Source organism: Arthrobacter sp. MDT2-16, from assembly GCF_054510925.1.
In genome coordinates this window covers 278,616-303,070 of record NZ_JBTNDP010000001.1, presented here as the reverse complement: position 1 = coordinate 303,070, position 24,455 = coordinate 278,616, and the positions used below count along the sequence as shown (strand labels likewise).

The 24,455-nt window shown below is 69.9% G+C and carries 27 protein-coding genes and 1 tRNA gene; 16 read left to right on the top strand and 12 right to left on the bottom strand.

All coding sequences use genetic code 11. The annotated features are described in order from the left end of the window. Positions 1-65: 65 nt before the first annotated feature. Positions 66-1,589: an acetaldehyde dehydrogenase ExaC gene (gene exaC / locus ACX80N_RS01515; protein ID WP_459338009.1), complete on the top strand. Its 1,524-nt coding sequence runs from the start codon at positions 66-68 to the stop codon at positions 1,587-1,589. A gap of 8 nt (positions 1,590-1,597) precedes the next feature. Beyond that, positions 1,598-2,041: a DUF779 domain-containing protein gene (locus tag ACX80N_RS01510; RefSeq protein ID WP_459338008.1), complete on the top strand. Its 444-nt coding sequence runs from the start codon at positions 1,598-1,600 to the stop codon at positions 2,039-2,041. Here ACX80N_RS01510 and ACX80N_RS01505 read toward each other — a convergent pair. Further along, positions 2,038-2,424 (bottom strand): ArsR/SmtB family transcription factor, encoded by a 387-nt coding sequence (locus ACX80N_RS01505; RefSeq protein WP_459338007.1) that lies wholly within the window; start codon positions 2,422-2,424, stop codon positions 2,038-2,040. The two genes, ACX80N_RS01510 and ACX80N_RS01505, sit on opposite strands and share 4 nt — an antisense overlap. Beyond that, entirely contained in the window at positions 2,424-3,338 is a 915-nt protein-coding gene (locus ACX80N_RS01500) for a cation diffusion facilitator family transporter (protein ID WP_459338006.1), read from the bottom strand. Before ACX80N_RS01500 ends, ACX80N_RS01505 begins: the two co-directional genes overlap by 1 nt. Before the next feature lie 127 nt (positions 3,339-3,465). Between ACX80N_RS01500 and ACX80N_RS01495 the strand changes: the two genes are divergently transcribed. Then, positions 3,466-4,212: a GAF and ANTAR domain-containing protein gene (locus ACX80N_RS01495; protein ID WP_240615242.1), complete on the top strand. Its 747-nt coding sequence runs from the start codon at positions 3,466-3,468 to the stop codon at positions 4,210-4,212. Between the two features lie 147 nt (positions 4,213-4,359). Here ACX80N_RS01495 and ACX80N_RS01490 read toward each other — a convergent pair whose 3' ends face one another. Next, the gene (locus tag ACX80N_RS01490; RefSeq protein WP_459338005.1) at positions 4,360-5,334 is read right to left on the bottom strand and encodes an aldo/keto reductase; all 975 of its coding nucleotides are present in this window, start codon (positions 5,332-5,334) and stop codon (positions 4,360-4,362) included. Between the two features lie 123 nt (positions 5,335-5,457). Here ACX80N_RS01490 and ACX80N_RS01485 point away from each other — a divergent pair, with 123 nt between their 5' ends. Both ACX80N_RS01485 and ACX80N_RS01480 read left to right on the top strand, forming a co-directional pair. Further along, positions 5,458-6,102, top strand: a complete 645-nt coding sequence (locus ACX80N_RS01485) for a TetR/AcrR family transcriptional regulator (protein WP_459338004.1) — start codon at positions 5,458-5,460, stop codon at positions 6,100-6,102. A 32-nt stretch (positions 6,103-6,134) separates the two neighbouring features. After that, positions 6,135-8,738, top strand: a complete 2,604-nt coding sequence (locus ACX80N_RS01480; protein WP_459338003.1) for an MMPL family transporter — start codon at positions 6,135-6,137, stop codon at positions 8,736-8,738. A gap of 12 nt (positions 8,739-8,750) precedes the next feature. On the opposite strand, the gene ACX80N_RS01475 is transcribed toward ACX80N_RS01480, so the two are convergent. The 3 genes from ACX80N_RS01475 to ACX80N_RS01465 form a co-directional block, all read right to left on the bottom strand. Then, complete coding sequence (locus tag ACX80N_RS01475; protein WP_459338002.1) at positions 8,751-9,197, bottom strand: NUDIX domain-containing protein; 447 nt, start codon at positions 9,195-9,197, stop codon at positions 8,751-8,753. Positions 9,198-9,293: 96 nt separating this feature from the next. Further along, positions 9,294-9,683, bottom strand: a complete 390-nt coding sequence (locus ACX80N_RS01470) for a DUF7793 family protein (protein WP_105033036.1) — start codon at positions 9,681-9,683, stop codon at positions 9,294-9,296. 68 nt (positions 9,684-9,751) lie between these two features. Continuing rightward, on the bottom strand, positions 9,752-10,390 hold the full coding sequence (locus ACX80N_RS01465; protein ID WP_459338001.1) for a YitT family protein: 639 nt from the start codon (positions 10,388-10,390) through the stop codon (positions 9,752-9,754). A gap of 307 nt (positions 10,391-10,697) precedes the next feature. On the opposite strand from ACX80N_RS01465, the gene ACX80N_RS01460 reads away from it, so the two are divergent. The 4 genes from ACX80N_RS01460 to ACX80N_RS01445 all read left to right on the top strand — a co-directional run bounded on the left by ACX80N_RS01460 (position 10,698) and on the right by ACX80N_RS01445 (position 14,454). Beyond that, positions 10,698-11,339, top strand: a complete 642-nt coding sequence (locus ACX80N_RS01460; RefSeq protein ID WP_105033034.1) for an ABC transporter permease — start codon at positions 10,698-10,700, stop codon at positions 11,337-11,339. Next, the gene (locus tag ACX80N_RS01455; protein WP_459338000.1) at positions 11,332-12,624 is read left to right on the top strand and encodes an ATP-binding cassette domain-containing protein; all 1,293 of its coding nucleotides are present in this window, start codon (positions 11,332-11,334) and stop codon (positions 12,622-12,624) included. Before ACX80N_RS01460 ends, ACX80N_RS01455 begins: the two co-directional genes overlap by 8 nt. 139 nt (positions 12,625-12,763) lie before the next feature. Next, positions 12,764-13,450 carry an ABC transporter permease gene (locus tag ACX80N_RS01450; RefSeq protein ID WP_459338458.1) on the top strand — a complete coding sequence of 229 codons (687 nt, stop codon included), beginning with the start codon at positions 12,764-12,766 and terminating at the stop codon, positions 13,448-13,450. Next, complete coding sequence (locus ACX80N_RS01445; protein ID WP_459337999.1) at positions 13,447-14,454, top strand: glycine betaine ABC transporter substrate-binding protein; 1,008 nt, start codon at positions 13,447-13,449, stop codon at positions 14,452-14,454. The genes ACX80N_RS01450 and ACX80N_RS01445 overlap by 4 nt, the downstream gene beginning before the upstream one ends. Positions 14,455-14,456: 2 nt before the next feature. On the opposite strand, the gene ACX80N_RS01440 is transcribed toward ACX80N_RS01445, so the two are convergent. Continuing rightward, positions 14,457-14,828 carry a hypothetical protein gene (locus ACX80N_RS01440; protein WP_459337998.1) on the bottom strand — a complete coding sequence of 124 codons (372 nt, stop codon included), beginning with the start codon at positions 14,826-14,828 and terminating at the stop codon, positions 14,457-14,459. 189 nt (positions 14,829-15,017) lie between these two features. Here ACX80N_RS01440 and ACX80N_RS01435 point away from each other — a divergent pair, with 189 nt between their 5' ends. After that, a complete protein-coding gene (locus tag ACX80N_RS01435) occupies positions 15,018-15,893 on the top strand; it encodes an AraC family transcriptional regulator (protein WP_459337997.1) in 876 nt (291 codons plus the stop codon). A gap of 73 nt (positions 15,894-15,966) precedes the next feature. On the opposite strand, the gene ACX80N_RS01430 is transcribed toward ACX80N_RS01435, so the two are convergent. Together ACX80N_RS01430 and ACX80N_RS01425 are read right to left on the bottom strand one after the other, a co-directional pair. After that, positions 15,967-17,454, bottom strand: a complete 1,488-nt coding sequence (locus tag ACX80N_RS01430; RefSeq protein ID WP_459337996.1) for a catalase — start codon at positions 17,452-17,454, stop codon at positions 15,967-15,969. Between the two features lie 7 nt (positions 17,455-17,461). Further along, positions 17,462-17,950 (bottom strand): Fur family transcriptional regulator, encoded by a 489-nt coding sequence (locus ACX80N_RS01425; RefSeq protein WP_459337995.1) that lies wholly within the window; start codon positions 17,948-17,950, stop codon positions 17,462-17,464. A gap of 92 nt (positions 17,951-18,042) precedes the next feature. On the opposite strand from ACX80N_RS01425, the gene ACX80N_RS01420 reads away from it, so the two are divergent. The 3 genes from ACX80N_RS01420 (at position 18,043) to htpX (ending at position 21,150) form a co-directional block, all read left to right on the top strand. Next, positions 18,043-18,756, top strand: a complete 714-nt coding sequence (locus tag ACX80N_RS01420; RefSeq protein WP_105033026.1) for an esterase/lipase family protein — start codon at positions 18,043-18,045, stop codon at positions 18,754-18,756. 115 nt (positions 18,757-18,871) lie between these two features. Next, positions 18,872-20,158 (top strand): MFS transporter, encoded by a 1,287-nt coding sequence (locus tag ACX80N_RS01415; RefSeq protein WP_459337994.1) that lies wholly within the window; start codon positions 18,872-18,874, stop codon positions 20,156-20,158. Positions 20,159-20,271: 113 nt separating this feature from the next. Further along, the gene (htpX, locus tag ACX80N_RS01410; RefSeq protein ID WP_459337993.1) at positions 20,272-21,150 is read left to right on the top strand and encodes a zinc metalloprotease HtpX; all 879 of its coding nucleotides are present in this window, start codon (positions 20,272-20,274) and stop codon (positions 21,148-21,150) included. Positions 21,151-21,226: 76 nt separating this feature from the next. Here htpX and ACX80N_RS01405 read toward each other — a convergent pair whose 3' ends face one another. Continuing rightward, positions 21,227-21,715: a YajQ family cyclic di-GMP-binding protein gene (locus ACX80N_RS01405; RefSeq protein ID WP_105033023.1), complete on the bottom strand. Its 489-nt coding sequence runs from the start codon at positions 21,713-21,715 to the stop codon at positions 21,227-21,229. A gap of 160 nt (positions 21,716-21,875) precedes the next feature. Here ACX80N_RS01405 and ACX80N_RS01400 point away from each other — a divergent pair, with 160 nt between their 5' ends. Both ACX80N_RS01400 and ACX80N_RS01395 read left to right on the top strand, forming a co-directional pair. Next, positions 21,876-22,253 (top strand): hypothetical protein, encoded by a 378-nt coding sequence (locus ACX80N_RS01400; protein ID WP_459337992.1) that lies wholly within the window; start codon positions 21,876-21,878, stop codon positions 22,251-22,253. Between the two features lie 88 nt (positions 22,254-22,341). After that, positions 22,342-22,423: transfer RNA gene (locus tag ACX80N_RS01395), tRNA-Tyr, on the top strand. Between the two features lie 246 nt (positions 22,424-22,669). Here the strand turns inward: ACX80N_RS01395 and ACX80N_RS01390 are convergent. Further along, positions 22,670-22,855 carry a hypothetical protein gene (locus tag ACX80N_RS01390; RefSeq protein ID WP_459337991.1) on the bottom strand — a complete coding sequence of 62 codons (186 nt, stop codon included), beginning with the start codon at positions 22,853-22,855 and terminating at the stop codon, positions 22,670-22,672. An 86-nt stretch (positions 22,856-22,941) separates the two neighbouring features. On the opposite strand from ACX80N_RS01390, the gene ACX80N_RS01385 reads away from it, so the two are divergent. Then, the gene (locus ACX80N_RS01385) at positions 22,942-23,946 is read left to right on the top strand and encodes an acyltransferase family protein (protein ID WP_459337990.1); all 1,005 of its coding nucleotides are present in this window, start codon (positions 22,942-22,944) and stop codon (positions 23,944-23,946) included. Between the two features lie 27 nt (positions 23,947-23,973). Here ACX80N_RS01385 and ACX80N_RS01380 read toward each other — a convergent pair whose 3' ends face one another. Next, the gene (locus ACX80N_RS01380; RefSeq protein ID WP_459337989.1) at positions 23,974-24,414 is read right to left on the bottom strand and encodes a DUF6314 family protein; all 441 of its coding nucleotides are present in this window, start codon (positions 24,412-24,414) and stop codon (positions 23,974-23,976) included. Between the last annotated feature and the right edge of the window lie 41 nt (positions 24,415-24,455).

Below are 24,455 nucleotides of genomic sequence, written 5' to 3'. Positions count from 1 at the left end.
CCTCCTACGCTGTGCAGCAGGGACGACGACGTCCTGCATCCACGGAGTTCAAGGAGTTGCACACGATGACTGTTTACGCCCAGCCAGGCCAGGACGGATCGAAGGTCAGTTTCAAGCCGCGGTACGAGAACTGGATCGGCGGCGAGTGGGCTCCACCCATCAAGGGCCAGTATTTCGAGAACATCTCGCCGGTGACGGGCAAGGCGTTCTGCGAGGTGGCGCGGGGCACGGCCGAGGACATCGAACTGGCACTCGACGCGGCGCACAAGGCCGCCCCGGCATGGGGCAAGACCCCTGCCGCAGAGAGGGCGCTGGTCCTCAACCGGATCGCGGACCGCATGGAGGAGAACCTCGAGATGCTCGCGGTGGCCGAGACCTGGGAGAACGGCAAGCCCGTCCGGGAGACCCTCGCGGCGGACCTGCCCCTGGCCGTCGACCACTTCCGCTACTTCGCCGGCGCCATCCGCGCCCAGGAGGGTCACCTGTCCCAGCTCGACGAGGACATGACGGCCTACCACTACCACGAGCCGCTCGGTGTCGTCGGGCAGATCATCCCGTGGAACTTCCCCATCCTCATGGCGGTCTGGAAGCTCGCCCCCGCCATCGCCGCAGGCAACGCCGTCGTGCTGAAGCCTGCCGAGCAGACGCCGTCGTCCATCCTCGTGCTCATGGAGCTGATCAGCGACCTCCTTCCCTCGGGCGTGGTGAACGTGGTCAACGGCTTCGGTGTGGAGGCCGGCAAGCCCCTGGCGTCGAGCAAGCGCATCCGCAAGATCGCCTTCACCGGCGAGACCACCACGGGCCGCCTGATCAGCCAGTACGCGAGCCAGAACCTGATCCCGGTCACCCTGGAGCTCGGCGGCAAGAGCCCCAACATCTTCTTCTCGGACGTCGCGGACAGCAACGACTCCTTCTACGACAAGGCGCTCGAGGGCTTCGCGCTCTTCGCCCTCAACCAGGGTGAGGTGTGCACGTGCCCGTCGCGTGCGCTGGTGCAGGGCTCCATCTACGACTCGTTCATGAGCGATGCGATCGCGCGCGTGGAGAAGATGGTGCAGGGCAACCCGCTCGACACCGACACGCAGGTGGGAGCCCAGGCCTCGAACGACCAGCTCGAGAAGATCCTCTCCTACATGGACATCGGCCGGCAGGAGGGCGCGAAGGTGCTCATCGGCGGCGAGCGCAACGTGCTCGACGGCGACCTCGCCGAGGGCTACTACGTGAAGCCCACGGTGTTCGAGGGCACCAACAGCATGCGCGTGTTCCAGGAGGAGATCTTCGGCCCGGTGGTCTCGGTCACGCGCTTCAACGACTACGCGGAAGCCCTGGAGATCGCCAACGACACCCTCTACGGTCTCGGTGCCGGCGTGTGGTCGAGGAACGGCAACATCGCCTACCGTGCAGGGCGCGAGATCCAGGCCGGCCGGGTATGGGTGAACAACTACCACGCCTACCCCGCGGGAGCGGCGTTCGGCGGGTACAAGTCCTCGGGCATCGGCCGCGAGAACCACGCCATGATGCTCGACCACTACCAGCAGACCAAGAACCTGCTGGTGAGCTACTCCGAATCCAAGCTCGGGTTCTTCTAGGAGGCACGATGACCGTCGAAGCCTCGGTGACCATCCAGGGGGAGACCTTCTCCCGGGTGGCGCTCACGGACAGCGCCGTCGAGCTGCTGGACAAGCTGTGGCTGATCCATGGGCCGCTGATGTTCCACCAGTCCGGCGGTTGCTGTGACGGCTCGTCACCGATGTGCTACCCGGCGGGCGAGTTCCTCACCGCCGAGGCGGACGTGCTGCTGGGAGTCCTCGACATCTCGTCCGGTGCTGGAGGCTCCGGCGCGGTCGCCCAGCCGGGGACGGCCGATGACGGGCCGCGACTCATCGAGTTCTGGATGTCGCGGGAGCAGTTCGAGTACTGGCGCCACACGCACCTCACGGTCGACGTCGTCCCGGGCAGGGGGAGCGGCTTCTCGGTCGAGGCCCCGGAGGGGAAGAGGTTCCTGATCCGCTCACGCCTCATGGGGCAGCCGGAGGGCTAGGGCGCCGGCGCGGTCGAAGGGGTCGGCGCAGGGTGCGCCGGCTCCTTCGCGTACGTGCGGTGATCGTGCCCGGCGGAGCCGTCGTGGTCGGGGTCCACCGCGAGCACGATCCCCAGGAGGTCGGTCAGCGCGTGGCCGAGCTTGGGGTCGACGAGCTCGTAGCGGGAGCGCCGGCCCTCCGCGACCGACACCACGAGGCCGCACCCGCGCAGGCACGCGAGGTGGTTGGACAGGCTCTGGCGGCTGACCCCGAGCATCCCGGCGAGCTCGCTCGGATAGGCCGGCGCGTCCCGCAGCGCCACCAGGATGCGCACGCGCGTCGGATCGGAGAGCGCGGTACCCACCCGCTGCAGCACCGGGGTGGAGGTCAGGGTCTGCAGCATCAGTGGCTCAGCTCCGTCTCGTGCGGGACATGGGCAAGGGGCTCGATCTGGAAGGTGCAGTGGTCGATGCTGACCTCGAAGTGCCCCATTACGCACTCCTGGAGCTGGTCGAGGACGGCGTGCGCCGATCCGTCGCGGTAACAGGCGTCGTCCACCACGATGTGCGCCGTCAGCACGGGCAGGCCGGTGGCGATCTGCGTGATGTGCAGGTCGTGGACGTCCTGCACCTGCGGCAGGCGTGCGATGTGCGCGCGCACCTCCTCGAGGTCGATACCGGCCGGGGTGGACTCCAGCAGGACATCGATGGTCTCGCGCAGCAGCTTCACGGTCCGAGGGACGATCAGGGCGCCGATCAGGATGGCCACGACGGCATCGGCCCGCATCCAGCCCGTCAGCGTGATGACGACGGCCGCGACGATGACGGCCACGGAGCCCAGGGCGTCGTTGAGCACCTCGAGGAAAGCGGCCCGCAGGTTGAAGCCGGCCGAGCGGTGCCGGGACAGGACCGCGAGAGCGGCGAGGTTGCCGGCCAGGCCGACGGCCCCGAACACGATCATCCCCGGAGCGGCGACGTCCTCCGGCGTGACCAGCCGCCGCACACCCTCGATCAGCACGTAGGCCCCGACGGCCAGCAGGAACGCTGCCTGCAGCAGGGCGGCGATCACCTCCGCACGCCGGAACCCCCAGGACCGCCTGGGGGTCGCGGGACGGACCGAGAGCGTGGCCGCGCCCAGGGCCATGGCGAGACCGGCCGCATCGGTCAGGACATGAACGGAGTCGAAGAGCAGCGCGAGGCTGCCGGTCCACCACGCCCCTACGATCTGGAGCACGAAGACGGCGAGCGTGATGGCGAGTGCAGTGGCCAGGGGGCCACGGCCCGCCGTCCCTGGTGGTACGTGGTGATGCGAACCCATCCTCCGATAGTACAGCTCTCAGTGAACCTTAGGTGCTGGACGGGAGTCGCTGGTACGGTTGCGGTCTCTGACAGACCGGGCGTCCGACCGCCCCGGGCGCGTCGCGGCGTGAAGCAGGAGGGCCGTCATGGCCATGGAGGACGGGCACGACCTGCACGACGACAACTGGGTCATACCGCAGGACGACATCGCGGGCCGACTGAGCGACCTCGCCCGATCCCTGCAGCGGGAGACCTCCGAGGACGCTGTCCTCGAGCAGCTGGTGCGCACCGCGGTCACCCTGGTGCCGGGCGCCGACGAGGCTTCGATCACCCTGGTGGCTGGACGCCACAGGGTCCAGTCCCGGGCGCCCTCGGGAGAGCTCGCACGGACCCTCGACCAGCTCCAGGAGCGCACGAGGGAAGGCCCGTGCATGAGCGCGGTCTACGACGAACAGACGGTCTCCGTGCCGGACATGCGCGCCGAGAGTCGATGGCCCAGGTTCTCGGCAGGAGCCGCGGCGGCCGGCGCCGGCAGCATGCTGTGCTTCCAGCTCTTCGTCGAGGGGGACAACCTCGGGGCGCTGAACCTGGTGGGGCGCTCCGCCCATGCGTTCACCGAGGAGTCCGACTACGTGGGCTGGCTGATCGCGAGCCACGCCGCCGTCGCCTTCGCCGATGCGCAGAAGCTCCACCAGTTCAAGGATGCCGTGGCGACCCGGGACCTGATCGGTCAGGCCAAGGGCATCCTCATGGAGCGGTACGGCATCACGGCCAGTCAGGCCTTCATCATGCTGGTGCAGGTGTCCACCAGGATGAACCTGAAGCTCCTGGTGGTCGCCGACGAATTGGCGACCACGGGCAGCTTCCCGATGCGGCGGCGGAGCAAGGACTGACAGGACGACACCCCACCCGGTGATCCCGTTCTGCTGCAGCCTGGGCGGGTCGCGGACCGCCGTAACGAGCGGCTCCGCGAGGAACCGCCACGGACGGCACTACCGGAGGAGCGGGAGGACAGCGGTCGCGGCGCCCGTGCCGCTCCGCTAGCGGTCGACTCCGGACATGTCCTCGTAGCGGTCACCCACGGGGGCGGCGACGGCGGCGAGCTGTGCGAGGTGCTCCTCCGAGAGTTCGAGCGCGTCCGCGGCCACGTTCTCCTCGAGGTAGCGCACCTGCTTGGTGCCCGGGATCGGGGCGATGTCCGGGCCCTGAGCCAGGAGCCATGCGAGGGCCACCTGGCCCGGGGTGGCGTCCAGGTGCCGGGCGACGTCGTCCACCTGCTCCACGATGCGGATGTTGGCCTGCAGGTTCTCGCCCGCGAAGCGGGGGTTGTTGCGGCGGAAGTCGGACTCGTCGAGCTGGTCGACCGAGCGGATGGTCCCGGTGAGGAAGCCGCGGCCGAGCGGTGAGTAGGGCACGAAGCCGATGCCGAGTTCGCGCACGAGGGGGAGGAGTTCGCGCTCCGGGTCCCGGCTCCACAGCGAGTACTCGGTCTGCAACGCCGTGACCGGGTGCACGGCATGTGCCCTGCGGATCGTGGCGGGCGCCGCCTCGGACAGGCCGATGTGCCGGATCTTGCCCTCCTGCACGAGCTCGGCCAGGGCGCCCATGGTGTCCTCGACGGGTACGGACGGGTCCATGCGGTGCTGGTAGTAGAGGTCGACGTAGTCGGTCCCCAGCCGCCGCAGCGAGCCCTCGAGGGAGAGGCGCACGTTCTCCGGGCTTCCGTCGAGGCCCCGGGCGTCGTCCGCGGTGTGGCGGATGGTGCCGAACTTCGTCGCCAGCACGACGTCGTCGCGCCTGCCCCTGAACGCCCGGCTGAGCAGTTCCTCATTGGTGTAGGGGCCGTAGATCTCCGCGGTGTCGAAGAAGGTGACGCCGAGGTCGAGGGCCCGGTGGAGGGTGGCGATCGAACCGGCGTCGTCCGTGCCGCTGCCCGTGTAGAACGCCGACATGCCCATGCAGCCGAGCCCGAGTCGTGAGACGTCGAGGCCGGAGCCGAGGGTGATGGTCTTCATGGGGTCGCCTTTCGGAGAGGGGAGCGTGCCCGGCAAGAGTACGCCGCACCGGCGGCGCATGGGGAGGGGGCATGGACCGACGCTTTGTTGCACGGTGTGCAAGATTCTGCCTAGGCTGGGACCGTGCTGGAAACGACCGACAACGCCGAGCCGCTGGGCCGCCGCGAGCAGAACAAGATCGACACGCGGCGCGCCATCGTGGACGCGGCCTTCGACCTCGCCCTGTCCGTGGGGCCGGGGTCGTTCACCGTGGACCAGATCGCCGAACGGGCCGGCGTCTCCCGCCGCACGTTCTTCAACTACTTCCACAGCGCCGAGGACGCCCTGACCGTGCGCACGGACGGCTTCCTCGACCTCGCCCTCGAGGTCTTCGGTCGGATGCCGGAGGACGAACCCCTGTTCGACTCCATCATCCGTGCGTTCACCGAGACCACGCGCATGGAAGGGCTGTCCCAGCACGGCGAGCTCTTCCGCATGGCCAGCACCAACCCGGACCTCCTGCGCGCGCAGCTGCACTCGTGGGAGCGTGCCGAGACCCGGATCGCCGACGGGCTGCGCGCGCGCCTCGGTGCGGGCGCCTCCAGCCTGTACCTCACGGCGCTGGTCGGCAGTGTGCTGTCCTGCACCAAGGCGGCCATGCGCGACTGGGCCGCGAACACGCCCGAGTACGCCGGGGACTCGGGGCAGCAGCTCGAGGGGCGGATCCTCTCGGCCCTGACCATGCTGCGCGACGGATTCTCCGACAGCCCTGTCGCGCCTGCAGCCTGAACCCCTCCACCCCTTCCCGCTAGGACTCTTCGATGGCTTTTCTGCTCTACCGTCTCGGCTCGTTCGCGTTTCGACGGCGCTGGTGGGTGGTCTCCGCGTGGCTTGCGATCATGTTCGCCGTGGGCGCTGCCGCCGTGGCGTTCTCCGGCACGCTGACGAACAACTTCACCATCCCGGGCACCGAGTCCCAGCGCATCTCCGACCGGCTGCGGCAGGAACTGCCGGAAGCCGTCGGCGGGACGGGCACGGTGGTCTTCACCACCGAGGACGGCGCCGCCTTCTCGGCGGACCAGCGCGAGGGCGTCGAGTCAGCGCTCGCAGCGATCGCCGAGCTTGACGGCGTGCGCGGCGTCGTCGATCCCTTCGCCGTCGCGGACCAGGTGGCGTCCGGCACCTCCGAGCTGGAAGCGGGCCGCGACCAGCTCGCAGCGAGCGAGCAGCAGCTGACCGCCGGCGAGGCGCAGCTCGAGCAGGGCCAGGCGCAGCTCGACGCCCAGCGCGCGCAGTTCGAGCAGGCCCGCTCGCAGCTCCCGCCGGCACAGGCCGCGGCCACGGAGCAGCAGCTCGCGCAGGGCCAGGCGCAGCTCGATGCCAGCAGGACCCAGCTCGAGGCAGGGCGTGAGCAGTTCGAATCCGGCAGCACCGAACTCGACCTCGCCGAGCGGCAGCTCGATGCCGGCTCCGGTGTACGCCTGGTGTCCGAGGACGGCACCACCGCGGTGGCCAGCGTCCAGTTCGAGCAGCAGATCAACGGGGTGTCGCCGGAACTGCGCGAGGCCGTGCAGGAGGAGGCCGCGGGTGCCGAGTCCTCCGGCGTGACGGTCGACTACAGCAAGGAGATCGTCGAGGACGTCTCCGGCATCGTCGGCGCCACCGAGGCGATCGGCCTGGCCGTCGCCGCCATCGTGCTCATCCTCATGCTCGGCACCCTCGTCGCTGCCGGGCTGCCGCTGCTCATGGCGATCATCGGCGTCGGCGTGGGCGTGGGCCTCACCTTCGCGCTGTCCGGCCTGATCGAGATGAACAGCATCTCGCCGGTCCTCGCCCTGATGCTCGGCCTCGCCGTGGGCATCGACTACTCGCTGTTCATCGTGAACCGGCACCGCACCCAACTGCTCCGCGGCATGGGGATGCAGGAGTCGATCGCCCGGGCCACCGGCACCGCGGGCAACGCCGTCCTCTTCGCCGGCATCACGGTGATCGTGGCGCTGGCGGCACTGGCGGTGCCCGGGCTGCCGTTCCTGACCGTCATGGGCCTGTCCGCGGCCGGTACCGTCGCGGTGTCCGTGCTCGTGGCACTGACCCTCACGCCCGCCCTGCTCGCCCTCATGGGGCCCCGCATCATCTCGAAGCGCCGCTGGGCGAAGGCCCACGGCCCCAAGCACTCGGCCGCCGCTCCCATCGACACGGAGACGGGCGCGTCCCTGGCCGACGCCCGCGCGGCGGCCGGCGCCGGCTGGGGTGGCCTCGTCACCCGGAAGCCCGTGCTGACGGTCCTTGCCGGCGTGGTCCTGCTCGGGGTCATCGCCATACCCGCGGCGCAACTGCGCGTGGGCCTGCCCGACGGCGGCACCGAGCCGGCCGACTCGACGGCGTTCCAGGCCTACAGTGCCATCGGTGAGAAGTTCGGCGCCGGCACCAACGGGCCGCTGATCGTCGTCGGATCCCTGCCCGAGACCTCCGACGAGGCCGAGCTCACCGCGCTGCGGCTGGACGTCAACGACCTCCTGCGCGAGGTGCCGGACGTCGCCGCCTCGGTGCCCGCGACCGTGAGCGAGGACGGCCGCACGGCCATCTTCCAGGTCATCCCGGAGGAGGGCCCGGCGAGCGAGACCACGGAGAACCTCGTCCGGGACCTCCGCGCCGCGACGGGTGAGATCGAGGAGCAGACGGGCGTCCCGATCGCCGTGACCGGGCAGACAGCGGCGAACATCGACGTCTCCGCCAAGCTCATGGAGGCGCTGCCGCTGTATCTCGGGATCGTGGTCGGGCTGTCCCTGATCCTGCTCCTGCTGGTCTTCCGCTCCATCCTGGTGCCCGTCATCGCGACGGCAGGGTTTCTGCTGTCGCTGCTGGCCAGCTTCGGCGCGACGGTCGCGATCTACCAGTGGGGCTGGCTGGGCGGGATCTTCGGGGTGACCAATCCCGGGCCCATCCTGAGTTTCCTGCCGATCATCCTGATCGGTGTGCTGTTCGGCCTGGCCATGGACTACCAGATGTTCCTGGTCTCCGGCATGCGGGAGGCGTACGTCCACGGCGACGACCCGAAGGCTGCGGTCCGGATCGGTTTCAGCCATGGTGCGCGGGTGGTCACGGCCGCGGCGATCATCATGGTCTCCGTGTTCGCCGGCTTCGTGTTCTCGCACCTGGCCATGGTGCGGCCGATCGGTTTCGGGCTCGCGTTCGGCGTGCTGCTCGATGCCTTCGTGGTGCGCATGACGCTGGTCCCGGCGGCCATGTACCTGCTGGGCAGGCGTGCCTGGTGGCTGCCTGCCTGGCTGGAGCGGATCCTGCCAGACGTCGACGTCGAAGGGGCCAAGCTCCTCCGCGGCGAGGGCGGGGGGACCGGGGACGGCGCCGGTCACGGCGGGCGCGACGGGCGCGACGAGGAGGAGAAGGCCGCCGTCCCCGTCTAGCGTGGACCGGCATCATCCCAGCAGGTGCACGCGGCTGAAGTGGTGGTTGTCCCCGGCACCCGCGGCCAGGGACAGCGGCACGAAGTAGCAGCGGAACAGGAGCCCGGTGTCAGCGCCGGGCTCCGGGGTCCCGCCCGTGCCGCCGGTGACCCGGTGCTCCCAGGAGGCCCGGGGTTCGTCCGTCTCCGACGCGAAGAACACGGTGATGGAACCGGGGCCGATGTTCGCCGTCGACTGCACGACGCCGACCGCGGTCAGGGGTCCGGCGAGGACGAGGCCGGTCTCCTCGAGCACCTCGCGCCGGGCGGCGGCGTCGAGCGTCTCGCCGGGGTCCACCCCGCCCCCGGGTACCTGCGTCCCGGCCTCGGGATGGTGGACGTGGTCGAACACCAGGACCTCGCGCGCGGCACCCTGCCCCCGCAGCACGTACGTCGCAGCCCGGACACGCGGTCCCGCCATCGATTCCTCCACGGATTCCTCCGGTCGCCCAGGTGATGCTCCGGTCCACGCCGGCCGCTTCGGGTATCCCATGCACGGCGCGGCAGCACGAGGACCTCAGTGCCGCTGGGCCCGGGCCTCGAGGGGCGGCTGGCACGCGAGCCACGCACGTGCCGCTGCCCCGTGGTCGAAATAGCCCACCGGGAACGGGGGCCGGTAGACCTCCAGGTACAGCTCGACCAGCGGCTGGTCCAGGACCGACGGTCCCACGAGCGCGACGGCGGACAGCGGCGCGCGCCGCGCGAAGTAGGACAGTGCGTCCTGGCTCAGTGCCGTCATGCCGTTGAGGAACATCAGGAGGTGGACGCGGCGCCCGGGCACGGCGCGGACGATCTGCGCCGTCAGCAGTTCGCCGTCGGAGTCGTGGAGCACGAGCGACGGCGCCCAGTGCACCTGGAGGAGGGACTTCTCATGCCGCAGGGAGAACCGTGCCTGTGGTGCCTCCATACCTTCCCCCATTCCTTTCGTGAGTCTAGTGACTCCACGGCAGGAACAGCAGCCCCTTCGAGCGTGCGCTACGCGCCGAGGTAGCGGCCGGGCCGGTGGTTCAGGGCCACCACGAGGTTCAGCACCACGGCACCGACGGCGGACAGCAGGACGCTCGCGGGCGCCACGACGGAGAGGGCGGCGAGGACCACGGTGGTGTCGAGTGCCATCTGGATGTAGCCCGCACGCCAGCCGAGCCGCTCCTGCAGGATCAGGGCCAGGATATTGAAGCCCCCGAGGCTCGCCTTGTGGCGGAAGAGGATGAGGAGCCCGACGCCGGCCAGCAGGTTCCCGCCGAGGGCCGCGTAGAGCGGATCGAGGGTCAGGGTGCCGAGGGCGATCGGGTGGAGGTCGGACAGTCCCGCGACGAGCGCGACCGCGGCCATGGTGCGCAGCGTGAAGTCCCACCCCTTCTTCCACACCGCCAGGGCGAAGAACGGGATGTTGACGGCGAAGAACAGCAGACCGAAGGGCAGCCCGCCCATGTAGCTCAGGAGCAGGGCGAGGCCCGCCGTCCCACCGGTGACTGCGCCGCTGGCCTTGAGCAGGAACAGGCCGAGGGACACCGTGAACGTACCCGTGACCATCCCTAGGACGTCCTCCAGGACCGAGTGCCGGACGATGCCGTCGTCGACGTCCGGGTCCGCGCGGGGTGCTCGTGTGTCCATGGCCGCAAGCTATCACCGGCGGATCGGGCGGATCGGCGGGGGCCCGGTGGATGTGAAGGAAAGCACAGAAACGCGGCGGAGTGAAGGCTCGGAAGGCGCTGTGTTACGGACGTCGATGCGTCGTGCGGCCCGTGCCCGACTCCGTCGGCGCGTGGTCGTCGTGCCCGGGAGGCGAGACGACTTCGTCCCCCATTCGTCTCCGCCGTCCGGTACCGTTGGATCATCAGTGTGCTTACGGTCCGGCCTGTCAGGTCCGATCCGGAGTGTGGCAGGGCATTCGGTACGGCCGCGACAAGGGGGGTGCACGGTGATCGAGTACGTGAGCAGCAGGTTCGGCCAGATCCTCTTCGCCAGCTGGCAGCACTTCTCCCTCGTGGTGCAGAGCCTCATCCTTGCCACCGTCCTGGCGGTCGTGATCGCCGCGCTCGTCTATCGCAGCCCTGCACTCACCGCCGTCGCGAACAGCGTCTCCGCGACCGGCCTGACCATCCCCGGCTTCGCCCTCGTGGGACTCCTGATCCCGCTGTTCGGCTTCGGTGTGGCACCGGCCGTGATCGTGGTGGTGTTCTTCGCCGTGCTGCCGATCCTGCGCAACGCCGTCGTCGGCCTGACCGGCATCGACGGCGCGGTGATCGAGTCGGCGCGCGGCGTCGGCCTGAGCCGCTTCCAGACCTTCCGCCGCGTCGAGCTCCCCATGGCCTGGCCCGTCATCCTGGCCGGGGTGCGCGTCTCGGCGCAGATGGTCATGGGCATCGCCGCGATCACCGCGTACGCCCTCGGGCCGGGCCTCGGCGGGTTCATCTTCACGGGGCTCGCACGGCTCGGCGGCGCCAACGCCCTCGAGTCGGTGGCCACCGGCATCATCGCGGTCATCATCCTTGCCGTGGTGCTCGATCTCCTCCTCGTCGGCCTCGGCCGGCTCACGATCCCGCGAGGTATCCGTGTCTGACAACATCCCCGCCACGGCATCCACCGATCCGGCATCCGTCATCACCGGGGCGAGCATCCTGCTCGATCAGGTCAGCAAGCGGTATCCCGGCCAGGCGAAGGCTGCGGTGGACGGCCTCACGATGGAGATCCCGGCCGGCAAGATCGTCATGCTGGTGGGTCCCTCGGGCTGCGGCAAGACCACCACCCTGAAGATGATCAACCGCCTGATCGAGCCCACCGAGGGCCGCATCGTGCTCGACGGCGACGACGTCACCGAGATCAACGGCGACGACCTGCGGCGACGGATCGGGTACGTCATCCAGGCCGGCGGCCTGTTCCCCCACATGACCGTCGCGACCAACATCGCGATCGTCCCGAAGATGCTCGGCTGGAGCAAGGACCGCGTCGCGGCCCGCGTGGACGAACTCCTGGAACTCGTCTCCCTCGATCCGGCCCAGTACCGCGACAGGTTCCCCCGGGAGCTCTCCGGCGGGCAGCAGCAGCGCGTCGGCGTGGCCCGTGCGCTCGCGGCGGACCCGCCCGTGCTGCTCATGGACGAGCCCTTCGGTGCCGTGGACCCCATCACCCGGGTGCGTCTCCAGGATGAGCTCATCAGCATCCAGAAGGAACTGCAGAAGACGATCGTCTGCGTCACCCATGACTTCGACGAGGCCGTCAAGCTCGGGGACTGGATCGCCATCTTCACCGAGGGTGCGCAGCTGGTGCAGTACGACACCCCCGAACGCATCCTCGCCGAACCGGCCAACGAGTTCGTCGAGAACTTCATCGGCGCCGGCGCCGGCCTGAAGCAACTGACCCTGACGCGCGTCAACGAGGTCGAGCTGCAATCCGCCGTCACCGCGTCGCCGGGCGACCTCAGCTCCGACGTCCTCTCGCGCCTCGACCAGCAGGGCCACGACCACGCCGTCATCATCGACGGCCGCAACCGGCCGCTGCAGTGGCTGTCGCGACGTCAGCTCGCGCGGCTCGAGCGCATCGGCAGCACCAGGGATCCGCGCCTGCCCGTGGTCGGCGAGCGCGCCACCCTGAACGACGCCCTGGACATCATGCTCGTCTCGAGTGTCGGGGCGGCGCTCGTCACCGGCGGGCGGGACAGCTTCCGCGGCGTCGTGGATGTCGAGACGATCATGGTGGCCATGAGCCAGGCCCATGCCCGGGCGCGGACCTCCCACGCCGAGGGCAAGCCCGTCGGTATCAACACCGGAGCGCTCACCGCGCTCGACGGACCGCACGACGGGACGGCGCCCCTGCGGTCCGCGGACAGGGGTGCCGGCGGTGAGTGAGCGGCCGGGCGTCGTCGCTGCCGGCACGGCACAGGGCCCGACGGCGTCGGCCGGCACTGATCCCCTGCCCGGCGGAACGGCCGATACGCTCGTCAGTCGCGATCGCAGCTGGCTCCCGCTGCTCCGGCAACTCGCAGGCATCATCCTGGCCGGCCTCGTGCTGGCCGTCTGGCTCCTCTCGGCCGAGCTGACGGCCACGGAGCAGATCACCCTCAACCCCGCCTCACTGCTCGTCTACACGGGCGAGCACCTGGCGCTGACACTGCTGGCTGCGGCGATCGTACTGGTGGTCGCCGTGCCGCTCGGCATCCTCCTCACCCGCCGGCCGTTCCGGCGGGTCGCTGGGCCCGTGCTCGCCGTCGTGAACCTCGGGCAGTCGGCGCCCGCGATCGGGCTCGTCGTCCTGCTCGCCGCCTGGCTCGGCTTCGGCTTCCGCACGGCCGTGGTGGCACTCGTGGTCTACGCGCTCCTGCCGGTCCTCCGGAACACCATGGTGGGGATCGGCCAGGTCGATCCCCGTCTCGTCGAGGCCGGACGGGGGATGGGCATGAGCGCCGCAGCGGTCCTCCTGCGCGTGGAGCTCCCGCTGGCGGTGCCCATCATGCTCGCCGGGATCCGCACCGCGCTGGTCCTGCTCGTCGGAACCGCGGCCCTCTCGACGTTCATCAACGGCGGTGGGCTGGGCATCCTCATCACCACCGGGGTGAACCTCAACCTGTCCCGCGTCCTCATCGCGGGCGCCGTGATCGTCGCGCTCCTGGCCCTGCTCGTGGACTGGGTGGGCCGCGTGGTCGAACTCCTGGCCCGGCCCAAGGGGCTCGCGTGAGGCCCGTCCGCACCGGATGCCGTCCGCGCCGCGCGGCCGCCCTGGTCGGCGCTGCCGCCGCCGGTCTTCTCCTGGCCGGGTGCGGCCTGCAACCCGCCACGTCCTACGTGCCGGACGCCGGCCCTGGCTCCATCCAGCCGATCGACGGCGTGGGCGGCGCCCCGCTCACCGTGACCTCCAAGAACTTCTCGGAGCAGCTGATCCTCGGGAAGATCTCCGTCCTGGCCGCCCAGGCCGCCGGCTTCGAGGTCACCGATCTGACCAACGCGCCGGGGTCGCAGCCTGCCCGCGACCTCGTCCTCTCGGGCGAGGCCGACCTGACGTGGGAGTACACCGGCACGGCGTGGCTCGCGTTCCTGGGGAAGGAAGCGGGTATCCCGGACCAGCGGGAGCAGTGGACGGCGGTGCGCGACGCCGACGTACCCAACGGCCTCGTCTGGGGCGAACCGGCGCCGCTGAACAACACGTACGCCATGGCCGTGCGGACCGAGGCGATCCCGGAGCTCGGCGGCATCACCACCATGTCGGGACTGGCGCAGCTGCCGCCCGAGCAGAGGACGTTCTGCGTGGAGGCGGAGTTCAATTCACGCGCCGACGGCATGACGCCCATGCTGGAGCATTACGGGCTCGAACGCGGCGCGCCGACGGGCGTGCCCGACGCCAACATCGGCATCTACGACACCGGGGCCATCTACGGGGCCACCGACACCGGGGCGTGCAACTTCGGCGAGGTCTTCGCGACCGATGGACGCATCGATGCCCTGGGGCTGACCCTCCTCGAGGACGATCGCGGGTTCTTCCCCGCCTACAACGCCGCCCCCGTGTACTTCGGGGAGACGCTCGAGGAGTTCCCGGAACTCCAGGAGGTGATGGGCTCGATCGCGCCGGTCCTCACGGACGAGGCGCTGCGCCGCATGAACCTGCAGGTCGACGTCGAGGGCGAGGAGCCCGCCGACGTCGCCTTCGACTTCATGGTGGACAACGGCTTCATCACCAGGCCCTGACCTCACGAGGGCGCGGGCTGGAGTCCTGCCGACATACCCACGGAGAAGAGCCAGATCCGGGCGTCCCCGGTATCGGGGAAGTAGCGGGTCCGGCTGCGGGACTGGGCGATGAAGGCCGCGAGGACCCGGTCCACCGGATCGCTCCCGGTCAGCGCGATGGGTCCCAGGTGGCGGTAGGCGACGAGCATCTGCCGCGCGGGCGGCGTGATGTGCCGGATGAGGTCGAGGTGGACGAGCATCGGCGCCCAATGCCAGCGCGGGACGTGCGTGATCGTGTTCGCGAGGACGTCGAGCTCCGCCGGACCGATGCTGATGCCCGGCCGCCAGAGGACCTCCAGGATCCCTGCGTCGTGCAGGAGTGTGAAGTCATCCACGGTGGCGCCCCCTTGATCAGCGCCCACCCGTGTCGGCGCTCCCGTGTGCAGTCTCGCACTGCCGGGCACCGTTCCCCAACCGAGGGCAGGGACCGTGACGGTCGTCGGACGGATCGGGCACGGATCGTCGGGCGGGAACCGGCCGGGGCCTCCTACGCTGGGGACATCCGGAGAACAGGAAGGGGCAGGATGCTCACCCGCTGGAACGAGGCCATCGCCCTCATCGACGAGCAACTGACCCAGCAGGTCGACGTCGTCGAACTCGCACGGCTCACGCTTACCTCGGAGTACCACTTCCGCCGGGTGTTCTCCGTGCTCGCGGGCATGCCGGTATCGGAGTACATCCGTCGCCGCCGGATGAGCGTAGCGGCGGCCGACGTGCTCGGCGGCCTGCCGCTCGAGGAGGTGGCCCTGCGCTACGCCTACGGATCCGTGGACGGCTTCCGGCGCGCGTTCACCGCGGTGCACGGGCTGACCCCGGAGCAGGCACGGCAGCCCGGAGCCACTCTCCGCTCGCAGCCCCGCCTGCGGTTCCACCCCATCGAAGGGAGCACACTCATGCGCCACCGCGTCACCACACTCGACCCGTTCCGCCTCGTCGGCGCCGGGACGAGGATCCCCCTGGTGTACCGAGGCCCCAACCCGGCCATGATCGCCTTCCACCGGGCACTGCCGCCGTCGCTCGCCGACCGGCTCGCGGGGCTCGGCGACATGCCAGAACCCGCCGGGCCGTTCTCGGCGTCGAGCGACTTCACCGAGGACCGGGCCGACGGCAGCGAGTTCCACTACCTGTCCGGGGTCGCGACCCGCCGGCCGGCGGCGGACCTGCCCGGGGACCTCGACGTGGTCGAGGTCCCCGGACACACCTGGGTGGTGTTCGAGATCGAGGCGGAATCCGGGTTCCACGCTGCGCTGCAGCAGGCCTGGGCCGACGCCCTCGGAGAGTGGTTCCCGTCCAACCCGTACCGCGTGGTGCCGGCCCCCGAGATCCTCGCCGTCACGGAGACGTCCGACGACGGCGAGGCCGGCAGGGGCGCGCTCTGGATCGCCGTCGAGCGCGACTGATCCCGCCGCCGGACACAGGAAGGGCGGACCCGCGGGTCCGCCCTTCCCGTGTGCACCGGTGACCCGGGCCGCTCTAGTAGAGCGCGGCCTCGGACTCCGTGGCGGGCGCGATGCCGCGGCCGAGGTTCGCGGCCAGCTTCGCGCCGAGCTCGGCATCGACGTTCGCCCAGTACTGGATGGCCCGCGCGCGGATCTCGTCGCTCTGCACACCGCCGACGGCGCCCGTGATGGTCTCGAGGAAGCGTGCACGCTGCGCGTCGTCGAACACCTCGCGGTACAGCGTCCCGGCCTGGCCGAAGTCGTCGTCCTCGGCATGCAGCGAATGGGCCGCGCGGACGAGGTCGCCGTCGTTCTCCCAGCCGCCGTGCGCACCGTACCGGGCGGGATCCGCGGCGGGGCCGCCGGCGGAGTTCGGGGCGTACACGGGTGTGGACGCCGCGTTGAAGTGGTAGCGCGCCGCGCCGTCCTTCGAGTAGTTGCGCACCTCGTTCTTCGGCATGTTCACGGGCAGCTGTGCATGGTTGGTGCCCACGCGGTAGCGGTGTGCGTCCGCGTAGGAGAAGATGCGTGCCTGCAGCATGCGGTCGGGGCTGGCGGCGATGCCCGGCACGAAGTTCGACGGCGCGAACGTGGCCTGCTCGATCTGCGCGAAGTAGTTCTCCGGGTTGCGGTTCAGCGTGAGCCGGCCGACGGGGATCAGCGGGTAGTCACCCTGCGGCCACACCTTCGTGAGGTCGAACGGGTTGAACCGGTACGTCTTGGCGTCGTCGTAGGGCATGATCTGGACCTTCAGGTCCCAGCTCGGGTGGTTGCCCCTGGCGATGTTCTCCGAGAGGTCGCGCAGGTGGTGGTCGGCGTCCGAGCCCGCGAGCGACTCGGCCTCGTCGACCGTCAGCACCTCGTGGCCCTGGTTCGACTTGAAGTGGTACTTCACCCAGAACTTCTCGTCGGACTCGTTGATCCACATATAGGTGTGCGAGCCGTAGCCGTTCATGGTGCGCCACGAGTTCGGCAGGCCGCGGTCACCCATGAGCCAGGTCACCTGGTGGGCCGACTCGGGGCTGAGGGTCCAGAAGTCCCACTGCATGTCGGCGTCGCGCAGGTTGGTGCCGGGCAGGCGCTTCTGCGAGTGGATGAAGTCCGGGAACTTGATGCCGTCGCGGATGAAGAACACCGGGGTGTTGTTGCCCACGAGATCGTAGTTGCCCTCGGAGGTGTAGAACTTGAGCGCGAAGCCGCGGGGGTCGCGCCATGTGTCGGGGGAGCCCTGCTCGCCCGCCACGGAGGAGAAGCGGAGGAGGGTCTCCGTCGTCGTGCCCTTCTGGAAGAGCGCGGCGCGCGTGTACATGCTGACGTCCTCGGTGGTCTCGAAGACACCGAACGCTCCGCCGCCCTTGGCGTGGACCACACGCTCGGGGACGCGCTCGCGGTTGAACTGCGCGAGCTTCTCGATGAGGTAGTGATCGGTCAGCGGGATGGCGCCGTCGGGGCCGAGGGCCGACGAGTTGCTGTCATCGACGACGGGGGCGCCGGACTGCGTGGTGCTGAAGTTGGCGGACATGCTGCTCCTATTCCTGGGGTTCGGATGGTTGGTGGATGGGGGCTGCCGGACGGCAGTCGTCGCAGAGGCCCTGATACAGGACCTCCGCGATCCGGATGGTCATGCGGGAGGCGCCGGGCGCCCACTCAGGGGTCAAGCAGGGTGCGTGCCCGACGGCGCAGTCCACGTCCTCGATCCGGCCGCACCCGGTGCAGACGGCGTGGTGGTGGTTGTCGCCCACGCGCGTCTCGTACCGGGCGGGGGAGTGGGGCGTCTCGATGCGGCGCAGCAGGCCGATGTCGGTGAGGTCGGCCAGGATCACGTAGACGGACTGCACGGTGATGTGCGGCAGGTCGGCGCGGACGGCGCTCGCGGCGTCGTCGGCCGTGGCGTGCGGCAACCGCTCGACGGCGGCGAGGACGGCGAGCCGCTGGCGCGTCACGCGGCGGTCGGCGGCATGCAGGGCGGCGGTCCAGCGGGCCTCCCGGGCCTCGGGTGTCGCGGCGGTGTGCATCATTGCTTCAGTCAATCAGTAGTTGTGAGGAACTCATAACAAGGCGCTGCTAACTTGCGCCCCACGCCGCGCATGCGGTCGGTACCGTGGACAGGGTGGATCTCTTCAGACGCGCCCGGGCCTGGGTGCTGGACTATGCGTACGTCGGCTTCTGGCAGGTGCACGGCTTCCTGTTCAGGGTGGACCCTGCGCGATACCTGACCCCCGCCCCGGGGGCGCCCGAAGGCAAGGTGCCCGTGCTCCTGATCCCCGGGATCTACGAGACCTGGCAGTTCATGCGGCCGGTCGCCGACCACCTGTACCGGGCCGGGCACCCGGTCCACGTCGTGCGGAAGCTCGGCTACAACCGCGGCACCGTGGCCGCGATGGCGCAGCTCGCCGCCGGCTACCTCGAGGAGCACGAGCTGACCGACGTCGTCGTCGTCGCGCACAGCAAGGGCGGCCTGATCGGCAAGTTCCTCATGACCATGTCCAGTGTCTCGCCGCGGATCAGCCGCCTCGTGGCCGTGAACACGCCCTTCTCCGGGTCCGTCTACGCGAACTTCTTCTTCCTGCCGAGCATCCGTGCGTTCTCGCCGCAGAACCGGACCCTGCAGTCCCTGCTGGGGCACCTCGAGCTGAACGAGCACATCACGTCCATCTACGGCCGGTTCGATCCGCACATCCCGGGTGGCAGCTTCGTGCAGGGCGCCCGCAACGTGCAGCTCGAGACCATGGGTCACTTCCGGCCGATCGCGGACAAGCGCGTGCTGCAGGAGATCGACCGCGCGATCGCTGCGGGGGAGCGCGACGCCGTCGAAGGAGCCTGACCCGCGGGGCTGTCCCTGCGGCCGCTCATGGGCGTGCGCCTCCCGACGGCGGGCTGGCCCCCCGGGTACCCCGACTCGTTGCCAGGGCGAATCACTCCGGGGCTAGACTCGTGCCGTGCCACGACTCCTCGCCGACATCACCCCGCTGAAGGAGTCCCCCGCCTTCCGGAGGCTGTACATCGGCACGGCGCTCTCGGCCATCGGGACGCAGCTCACGATCGTGGCCGTCAGCCTGCAGATCTACTCCCTCACGCAGTCCACGTTCAGCGTGGGCCTGCTCAGCCTCTTCGCCCTCGTGCCCCTCGTGGTCGCGGGCCTGTACGGCGGGGCGATCGCCGACGCCCAGGACCGCCGAACGGTCGCGCTCTACTCGGGATTCGCACTGTGGGCCACCACCATGGCCATCGCGGCGCAGGCATGGATCGGCGTGGACAGCGTCTGGCTGCTCTACATCCTCGTCGCCATCCAGTCGGGCGCGGCCGGCATCAACCAGCCCACGAGGAGCTCGATCATCCCGCGGCTCGTCCGGCCGGAACTGCTGCCCGCGGCCAATGCCCTGAGCATGATCACGTTCGGCCTCGCATTCACCGTGGGTCCGCTGCTCGCGGGAGTGCTCGTGGCACAGGTGGGCTACGCCTGGACCTACACGATCGACGTGGTCACCTTCACCTTCGCGCTGTGGGCCGTCTACCGCCTGCCGGCCCTGCCACCCGAGGGACCCACCCGACGGGCGGGCCTCGCGACGGTGCTCGAGGGCTTCCGCTTCCTCGGCACGCGGCCGAACATCCGCATGACCTTCATCGTGGACCTCGTCGCCATGGTCCTGGCCCAGCCGCGGGCCCTGCTTCCCGCGGTCGGCGCGGTGCTCATCGGCGGAGGTGAGCTGACCGTCGGCATCCTGCTGGCCTCCGCGGCCTTCGGGTCGGTACTGGCCGGGCTGTTCTCCGGCCCGCTGGGCCGCATCCACAAGCACGGCCAGGCCGTGATCTGGTCGATCGTGGGCTGGGGTGCGTCGGTGGCCGGTTTCGGGCTCGTCGTCGTGATGGCCGGCTCGTCCTCCCTGCCGGCACCCGGCGAGGGCGAGCTCTCGGTCTGGGTGCTGCCCGCCGCGGCCTGCCTCGTCCTGGCGGGCATCGCGGACTCCATCAGCAGCGTGTTCCGGAACACCATCCTGCAGTCCGCCACCCCGGACGCCATGCGCGGACGGCTGCAGGGCGTGTTCATCGTCGTCGTCGCCGGTGGTCCGCGGCTGGGCGACATGGTGGCCGGTGGCCAGGCCTCCTGGCTGGGGGAGGGGTGGACCGCCGTCGTCGGAGGGATCGCCTGTGCCGTCCTGGTTCTCGTCGTCGCCCGCCGGCAGCCACGCTTCCTGCAGTACGACTCCCGCACGCCCGAGCCCTGAGCCTGCGCGCCCGCCAGGGCTCTTACCTGTCCCCGTACGATGAAGGGAACAGGCACCTGCGACCCTCCGTTGTACTGACGGGCCGCACGGCCTCCACCAGCAAGGAGATCTCAGTGCACAACCATTTCAACGGTGCCAAGACGGCGTTGTTGTTCGGCGCCCTCATGGGCATCTTCCTCGTGTTCGGCGCCATCATCGCGGGGGCCACCGGCAGCTCGATGTTCATCTGGGTCTTCGCCCTGCTCGGCGTCGGGTCGATCGCCTACAGCTACTGGAACAGCGACAAGATCGCGATCCGCAGCATGCGCGCCGTCGAGGTGACGGAGCAGCAGGCGCCGGCCATGTACCGGATCGTGAGGGAGCTCAGCACGCGGGCCGGCAAACCCATGCCCCGGCTCTACATCTCCCCGACGATGGCTCCGAACGCCTTCGCGACGGGCCGCAACCCCGAGAACTCGGCGGTCTGCTGCACGCAGGGCATCCTCGAGCTGCTCGACGAGCGCGAGCTGCGCGGCGTCCTCGGGCACGAGCTCATGCACGTCTACAACCGCGACATCCTCACCGGGTCCATCGCCGCCGCCGTGGCCGGCGTCATCACCTCGGTGGCGCAGATGTTCGCCTTCACGGGCATGATGGGCGGCAACCGGGGCCAGGGCGGCAACCCCATCGCAGCACTGCTGCTCGCCTTCCTCGCACCGCTGGCCGCGGGCCTCATCCAGACCGCGATCGGCCGCACCCGCGAGTTCGACGCCGACGAGGACGGCGCGATCCTCACGGACGACCCCCTGGCACTCGCCTCCGCCCTCCGCAAGCTCGCGAGCGGCACGCAGCGTGCACCGCTGCCGCAGGACCAGCGCCTCGTGAACACCTCGCACCTCATGATCGCGAACCCGTTTAAGGGAGGCGGCATGAACCGCCTCTTCGCGACCCACCCGCCGATGGACCAGCGCATCGCGCGCCTCGAGGGCATGGCCGGACGCCCGACCGGCTGAGCACCCCGACGACGACGGCGGCCCCACCTCGCACAGGTGGGGTCGCCGTCGTCATGTCCGGGTGTCTCCGAACGGGTCAGCGCATGTTCACGAACTGGAGGTCCGCCTCGTCGAAGTTCCGGAGCAGCGCCATCGTCTCCTGGAGGTCGTCGCGGGACTTCGAGCTGACGCGCAGCTCATCGCCCTGGATCTGCGACTTAACGCCCTTGGGCCCCTCGTCGCGGATGAGCTTGTTGATCTTCTTCGCGATGTCCTGCGCGATCCCCTCCTTGATGGAGGTCTCGAGGCGGAATTCCTTGCCCGAGGGGTAGGGCTCGCCGGTGTCCAGCGACTTCAGCGAGATGCCGCGCTTGATCATCTTGGACTGCAGGACGTCGAGCACGGCCATCACGCGCTCCTCCGAGTTCGCCTTCATGAGGATCTTCTCGCCGCTGAAGTCCACCTCGGCACCGACGCCCTTGAAGTCGTACCGCTGCGCGATCTCCTTCTGCGCCTGGTTCAGCGCATTGGCGACCTCCTGCTTGTCCACTTTGCTTACGACGTCGAACGTGGATTCGCTCGCCACGATGCCTCCTAGGGGTGGTTGGGTTTCTTGCCATCAAGACTATCCGTAACGCCTCTGCGGCGGCGCGGGCTGTTCACAGCCGGCGCTCAGGGAGCGCCGGGGACGCGCACACACTCGGGTGGCACGGTGGGAATCACGCCACCGCCCTCGAAGGAGCTCCATGTCCGAGATGCCACGCCGCCGCTATCAGGTCCGACTCCGGAAGGCCGTGGCGGGGTCGTTCCTCGCCGCCGCCGGCGCGGCGTCCCTGACGGGGTTCACGGCCGCCCCGGCGCTCGCCGTGCCACCGCGGGTGGTGGCCACGGGCGCGGACACGGCCGACTACGAGGCGGGCGACATCATCCTCGGGCTCGACTCGGCGGCGGCCGTGACGGTCACCTCGCCCATCGCCGTCACGAGCTCCACGACGTCGGCGGAGGAGCGGCTCGCGGGCGTCCGGGCGGACCTCGATCAGGCTGTCCTGCTGCGGATGGTCACCCCGGAACAGGCGGACGGCTTCTATGCGCAGATCGAGCGCCGGGTGGCCGCAGGCCTGTGACCCGTGGCCCGATTCGTGTCCGGGGCGGTTTGTGGGTAAAGTTGTCTTGCCCGCGCTTGCTGCGGGCGGTCTTCCTGTGAAGACGTTCGGCAGATTACCCGAGCGGCCAAAGGGGGCTGACTGTAAATCAGCTGGCAACGCCTACGGGGGTTCGAATCCCTCATCTGCCACAGCAAGGAACGGCCGGTACTTCCACTGGGAATCAGGGGAGGTGCCGGCCGTTCGTATTCCCGGCTCGGCCCGCTGGAGGGAAGGCATCGGACGCCGCCTCCTCACCGGCACGCGCCTTCTGCCGTCGATGCTCCGGTACCGGGTACTGCAGGAGGTGGCGGGATGCCCTGCCCACGACGGCACCTCCAGTGGCGCAGGCGGGTCCGTCAGCCGGTGAGGACGAGCCTCGGCGTGACAGGTAGGCGCTACCGCAGGAACAGGTGTGCCGCTCCGGTGTCGCGACGACGGACGGCCGCGTGCCCCGGAGGCCGCTCGAGCAGGTGCGTCCACACCGAGGAGTAGGCGAAGGCCGGCTCACATGACCGTCGGACGGGCACGGCGAACGGATCGAGCCGCGTCGACGGTGCGGGGACTGTCGGCGCTGCCGTCAACTACGCGACCTCCGGCCCATCCGCACGGGGGCGCTCAACGAAATGTCGGTAAGCCTGCTTACAGTGGACAGGATGGCTGGGAGGTCGTGATCGTCGTTTCGGGGAGTACACGGGTCGGATGGCTCGACAGCCTGCGCGGCGTCGCCATCCTGCTCGTCGTCGTGCTCCACGCGGGGGAGGCCCTCCGCGTCGCCGTCGGACCCACTCCCGGGCTGGACCAGGTCAACCTGTTCCTGGAACCCTTCCGCATGCCCGTGCTCATGTTCCTCTCGGGGTTCCTGCTGCCGCAGTCGCTCGCCAAGTCCGGGCGGACGTACTTCGCCGGCAAGGTCTCGATGGTCGCATGGCCGTACGTCCTCTGGTCGGTGATCCTGCTCGCGGCGAGCGGCGACTTCGGCCCCGAGGGGATCGCGCAGATCTTCTACCTCTCGCCGACCTACCTCTGGTACCTGTGGTTCATCCTCGTGTTCTATGCGGTCGCCTACCCGCTGCGGCGCGTTCCACCGCTGGTCCCCGCCGGTGTGGGCCTTCTGCTGTCCTTCCTGCTGCCCGACGGCGGCAGGCCCGAGACCCTGGCCTTCCTCGCGGCGTTCTTCTTCTTCGGGGCGTGGTGTGCCGGGCACGCGCAGCTCGTGGAGCGGTTCATCGGGAGGCCCTGGGTACTGGCGCTGGCGGCGGCGTCCGCGGTCACCGTGGGAGCCCTCAACGTGGCCGGCCGGGAGGTGCTGTACCGGGGCGAGTTCGCCTGGGGCGTGGTGGGGGCACTCGGCGTCGTGTGCTGGGTCTTCCCTCGGCTCGGCACGCACCGTGCGACGGCGGTCCTCGAGTTCGTGGGGCGCTACTCGCTCGTCTTCTACGTGGCGCACCTCGGCCCGATCATGCTCACCCTCGCCCTCGCCGACGCCCTCGGGATCGCCGGTACCTGGCTCGTGCCGGTGCTGCTGGTGGTCGGCGTCGGCGTGCCGCTGGGCCTGGCGTGGGTGTACTCGACGAGGGAGCACGCCTCCGTCAATCTGCTGTTCGAGCTGCCGGCCCTCAAGCGCCGGCCGCTGGAGGCGGCACGCAGCACCGGCCGGCGGTCGAGGGCCTGAACGTAGCCGGCGCCGGTACCTGCCGTGTCACTGCCGCGTCAGCGCCGTCGTGAGCAACTGGTCCTTCGACGGGCCGGTGACATCCCAGGTGTAGTCGATGGTGCTGGGGGAGGTGACCGTGAACTGCACGCGGTAGGTGTCGGGAGGGCAGGCGTGTTCGTCCCGGCTCGTGCCGCTGCGGAGGTCGAGCCGGCAGAGGACACGGCCGTCGGCGAAGTGCACGGTCGCCACTGCACCCGCTGCGCTGATCCGATAGGAGCGCGACGCCGGGCCCTCGAAGTGCGGCCACGTGACGGTGCCCTCCTCGTCCCACCGCAGTCCGTCGCCGTCGGGGGTGAAGGCGGTGATGCCGGTAAAGATGCCCGTCACACCCGTGGTGCGGTCGAGCAGTTCGCGGCGCGTGGACCATCTCCCGGCGAGGAAGGCGAGGGTGTCGCCCACGCCGACGCCGCTTGCCCCGTCCTGCATGGTCCCCTCCCGTCGCTCCACCCCACGCTAGCGCCGGCGCG

Excerpts from the sequence above, each read along its gene's own strand:
- exaC (WP_459338009.1), top strand. The coding sequence starts at position 66 with ATGACTGTTTACGCCCAGCCAGGCCAGGACGGATCGAAGGTCAGTTTC.
- ACX80N_RS01510 (WP_459338008.1), top strand. The coding sequence starts at position 1,598 with ATGACCGTCGAAGCCTCGGTGACCATCCAGGGGGAGACCTTCTCCCGG.
- ACX80N_RS01505 (WP_459338007.1), bottom strand. The coding sequence starts at position 2,424 with ATGCTGCAGACCCTGACCTCCACCCCGGTGCTGCAGCGGGTGGGTACC.
- ACX80N_RS01500 (WP_459338006.1), bottom strand. The coding sequence starts at position 3,338 with ATGGGTTCGCATCACCACGTACCACCAGGGACGGCGGGCCGTGGCCCC.
- ACX80N_RS01495 (WP_240615242.1), top strand. The coding sequence starts at position 3,466 with ATGGCCATGGAGGACGGGCACGACCTGCACGACGACAACTGGGTCATA.
- ACX80N_RS01490 (WP_459338005.1), bottom strand. The coding sequence starts at position 5,334 with ATGAAGACCATCACCCTCGGCTCCGGCCTCGACGTCTCACGACTCGGG.
- ACX80N_RS01480 (WP_459338003.1), top strand. The coding sequence starts at position 6,135 with ATGGCTTTTCTGCTCTACCGTCTCGGCTCGTTCGCGTTTCGACGGCGC.
- ACX80N_RS01475 (WP_459338002.1), bottom strand. The coding sequence starts at position 9,197 with ATGGCGGGACCGCGTGTCCGGGCTGCGACGTACGTGCTGCGGGGGCAG.
- ACX80N_RS01470 (WP_105033036.1), bottom strand. The coding sequence starts at position 9,683 with ATGGAGGCACCACAGGCACGGTTCTCCCTGCGGCATGAGAAGTCCCTC.
- ACX80N_RS01465 (WP_459338001.1), bottom strand. The coding sequence starts at position 10,390 with ATGGACACACGAGCACCCCGCGCGGACCCGGACGTCGACGACGGCATC.
- ACX80N_RS01435 (WP_459337997.1), top strand. The coding sequence starts at position 15,018 with ATGCTCACCCGCTGGAACGAGGCCATCGCCCTCATCGACGAGCAACTG.
- ACX80N_RS01430 (WP_459337996.1), bottom strand. The coding sequence starts at position 17,454 with ATGTCCGCCAACTTCAGCACCACGCAGTCCGGCGCCCCCGTCGTCGAT.
- ACX80N_RS01425 (WP_459337995.1), bottom strand. The coding sequence starts at position 17,950 with ATGATGCACACCGCCGCGACACCCGAGGCCCGGGAGGCCCGCTGGACC.
- ACX80N_RS01400 (WP_459337992.1), top strand. The coding sequence starts at position 21,876 with ATGTCCGAGATGCCACGCCGCCGCTATCAGGTCCGACTCCGGAAGGCC.
- ACX80N_RS01380 (WP_459337989.1), bottom strand. The coding sequence starts at position 24,414 with ATGCAGGACGGGGCAAGCGGCGTCGGCGTGGGCGACACCCTCGCCTTC.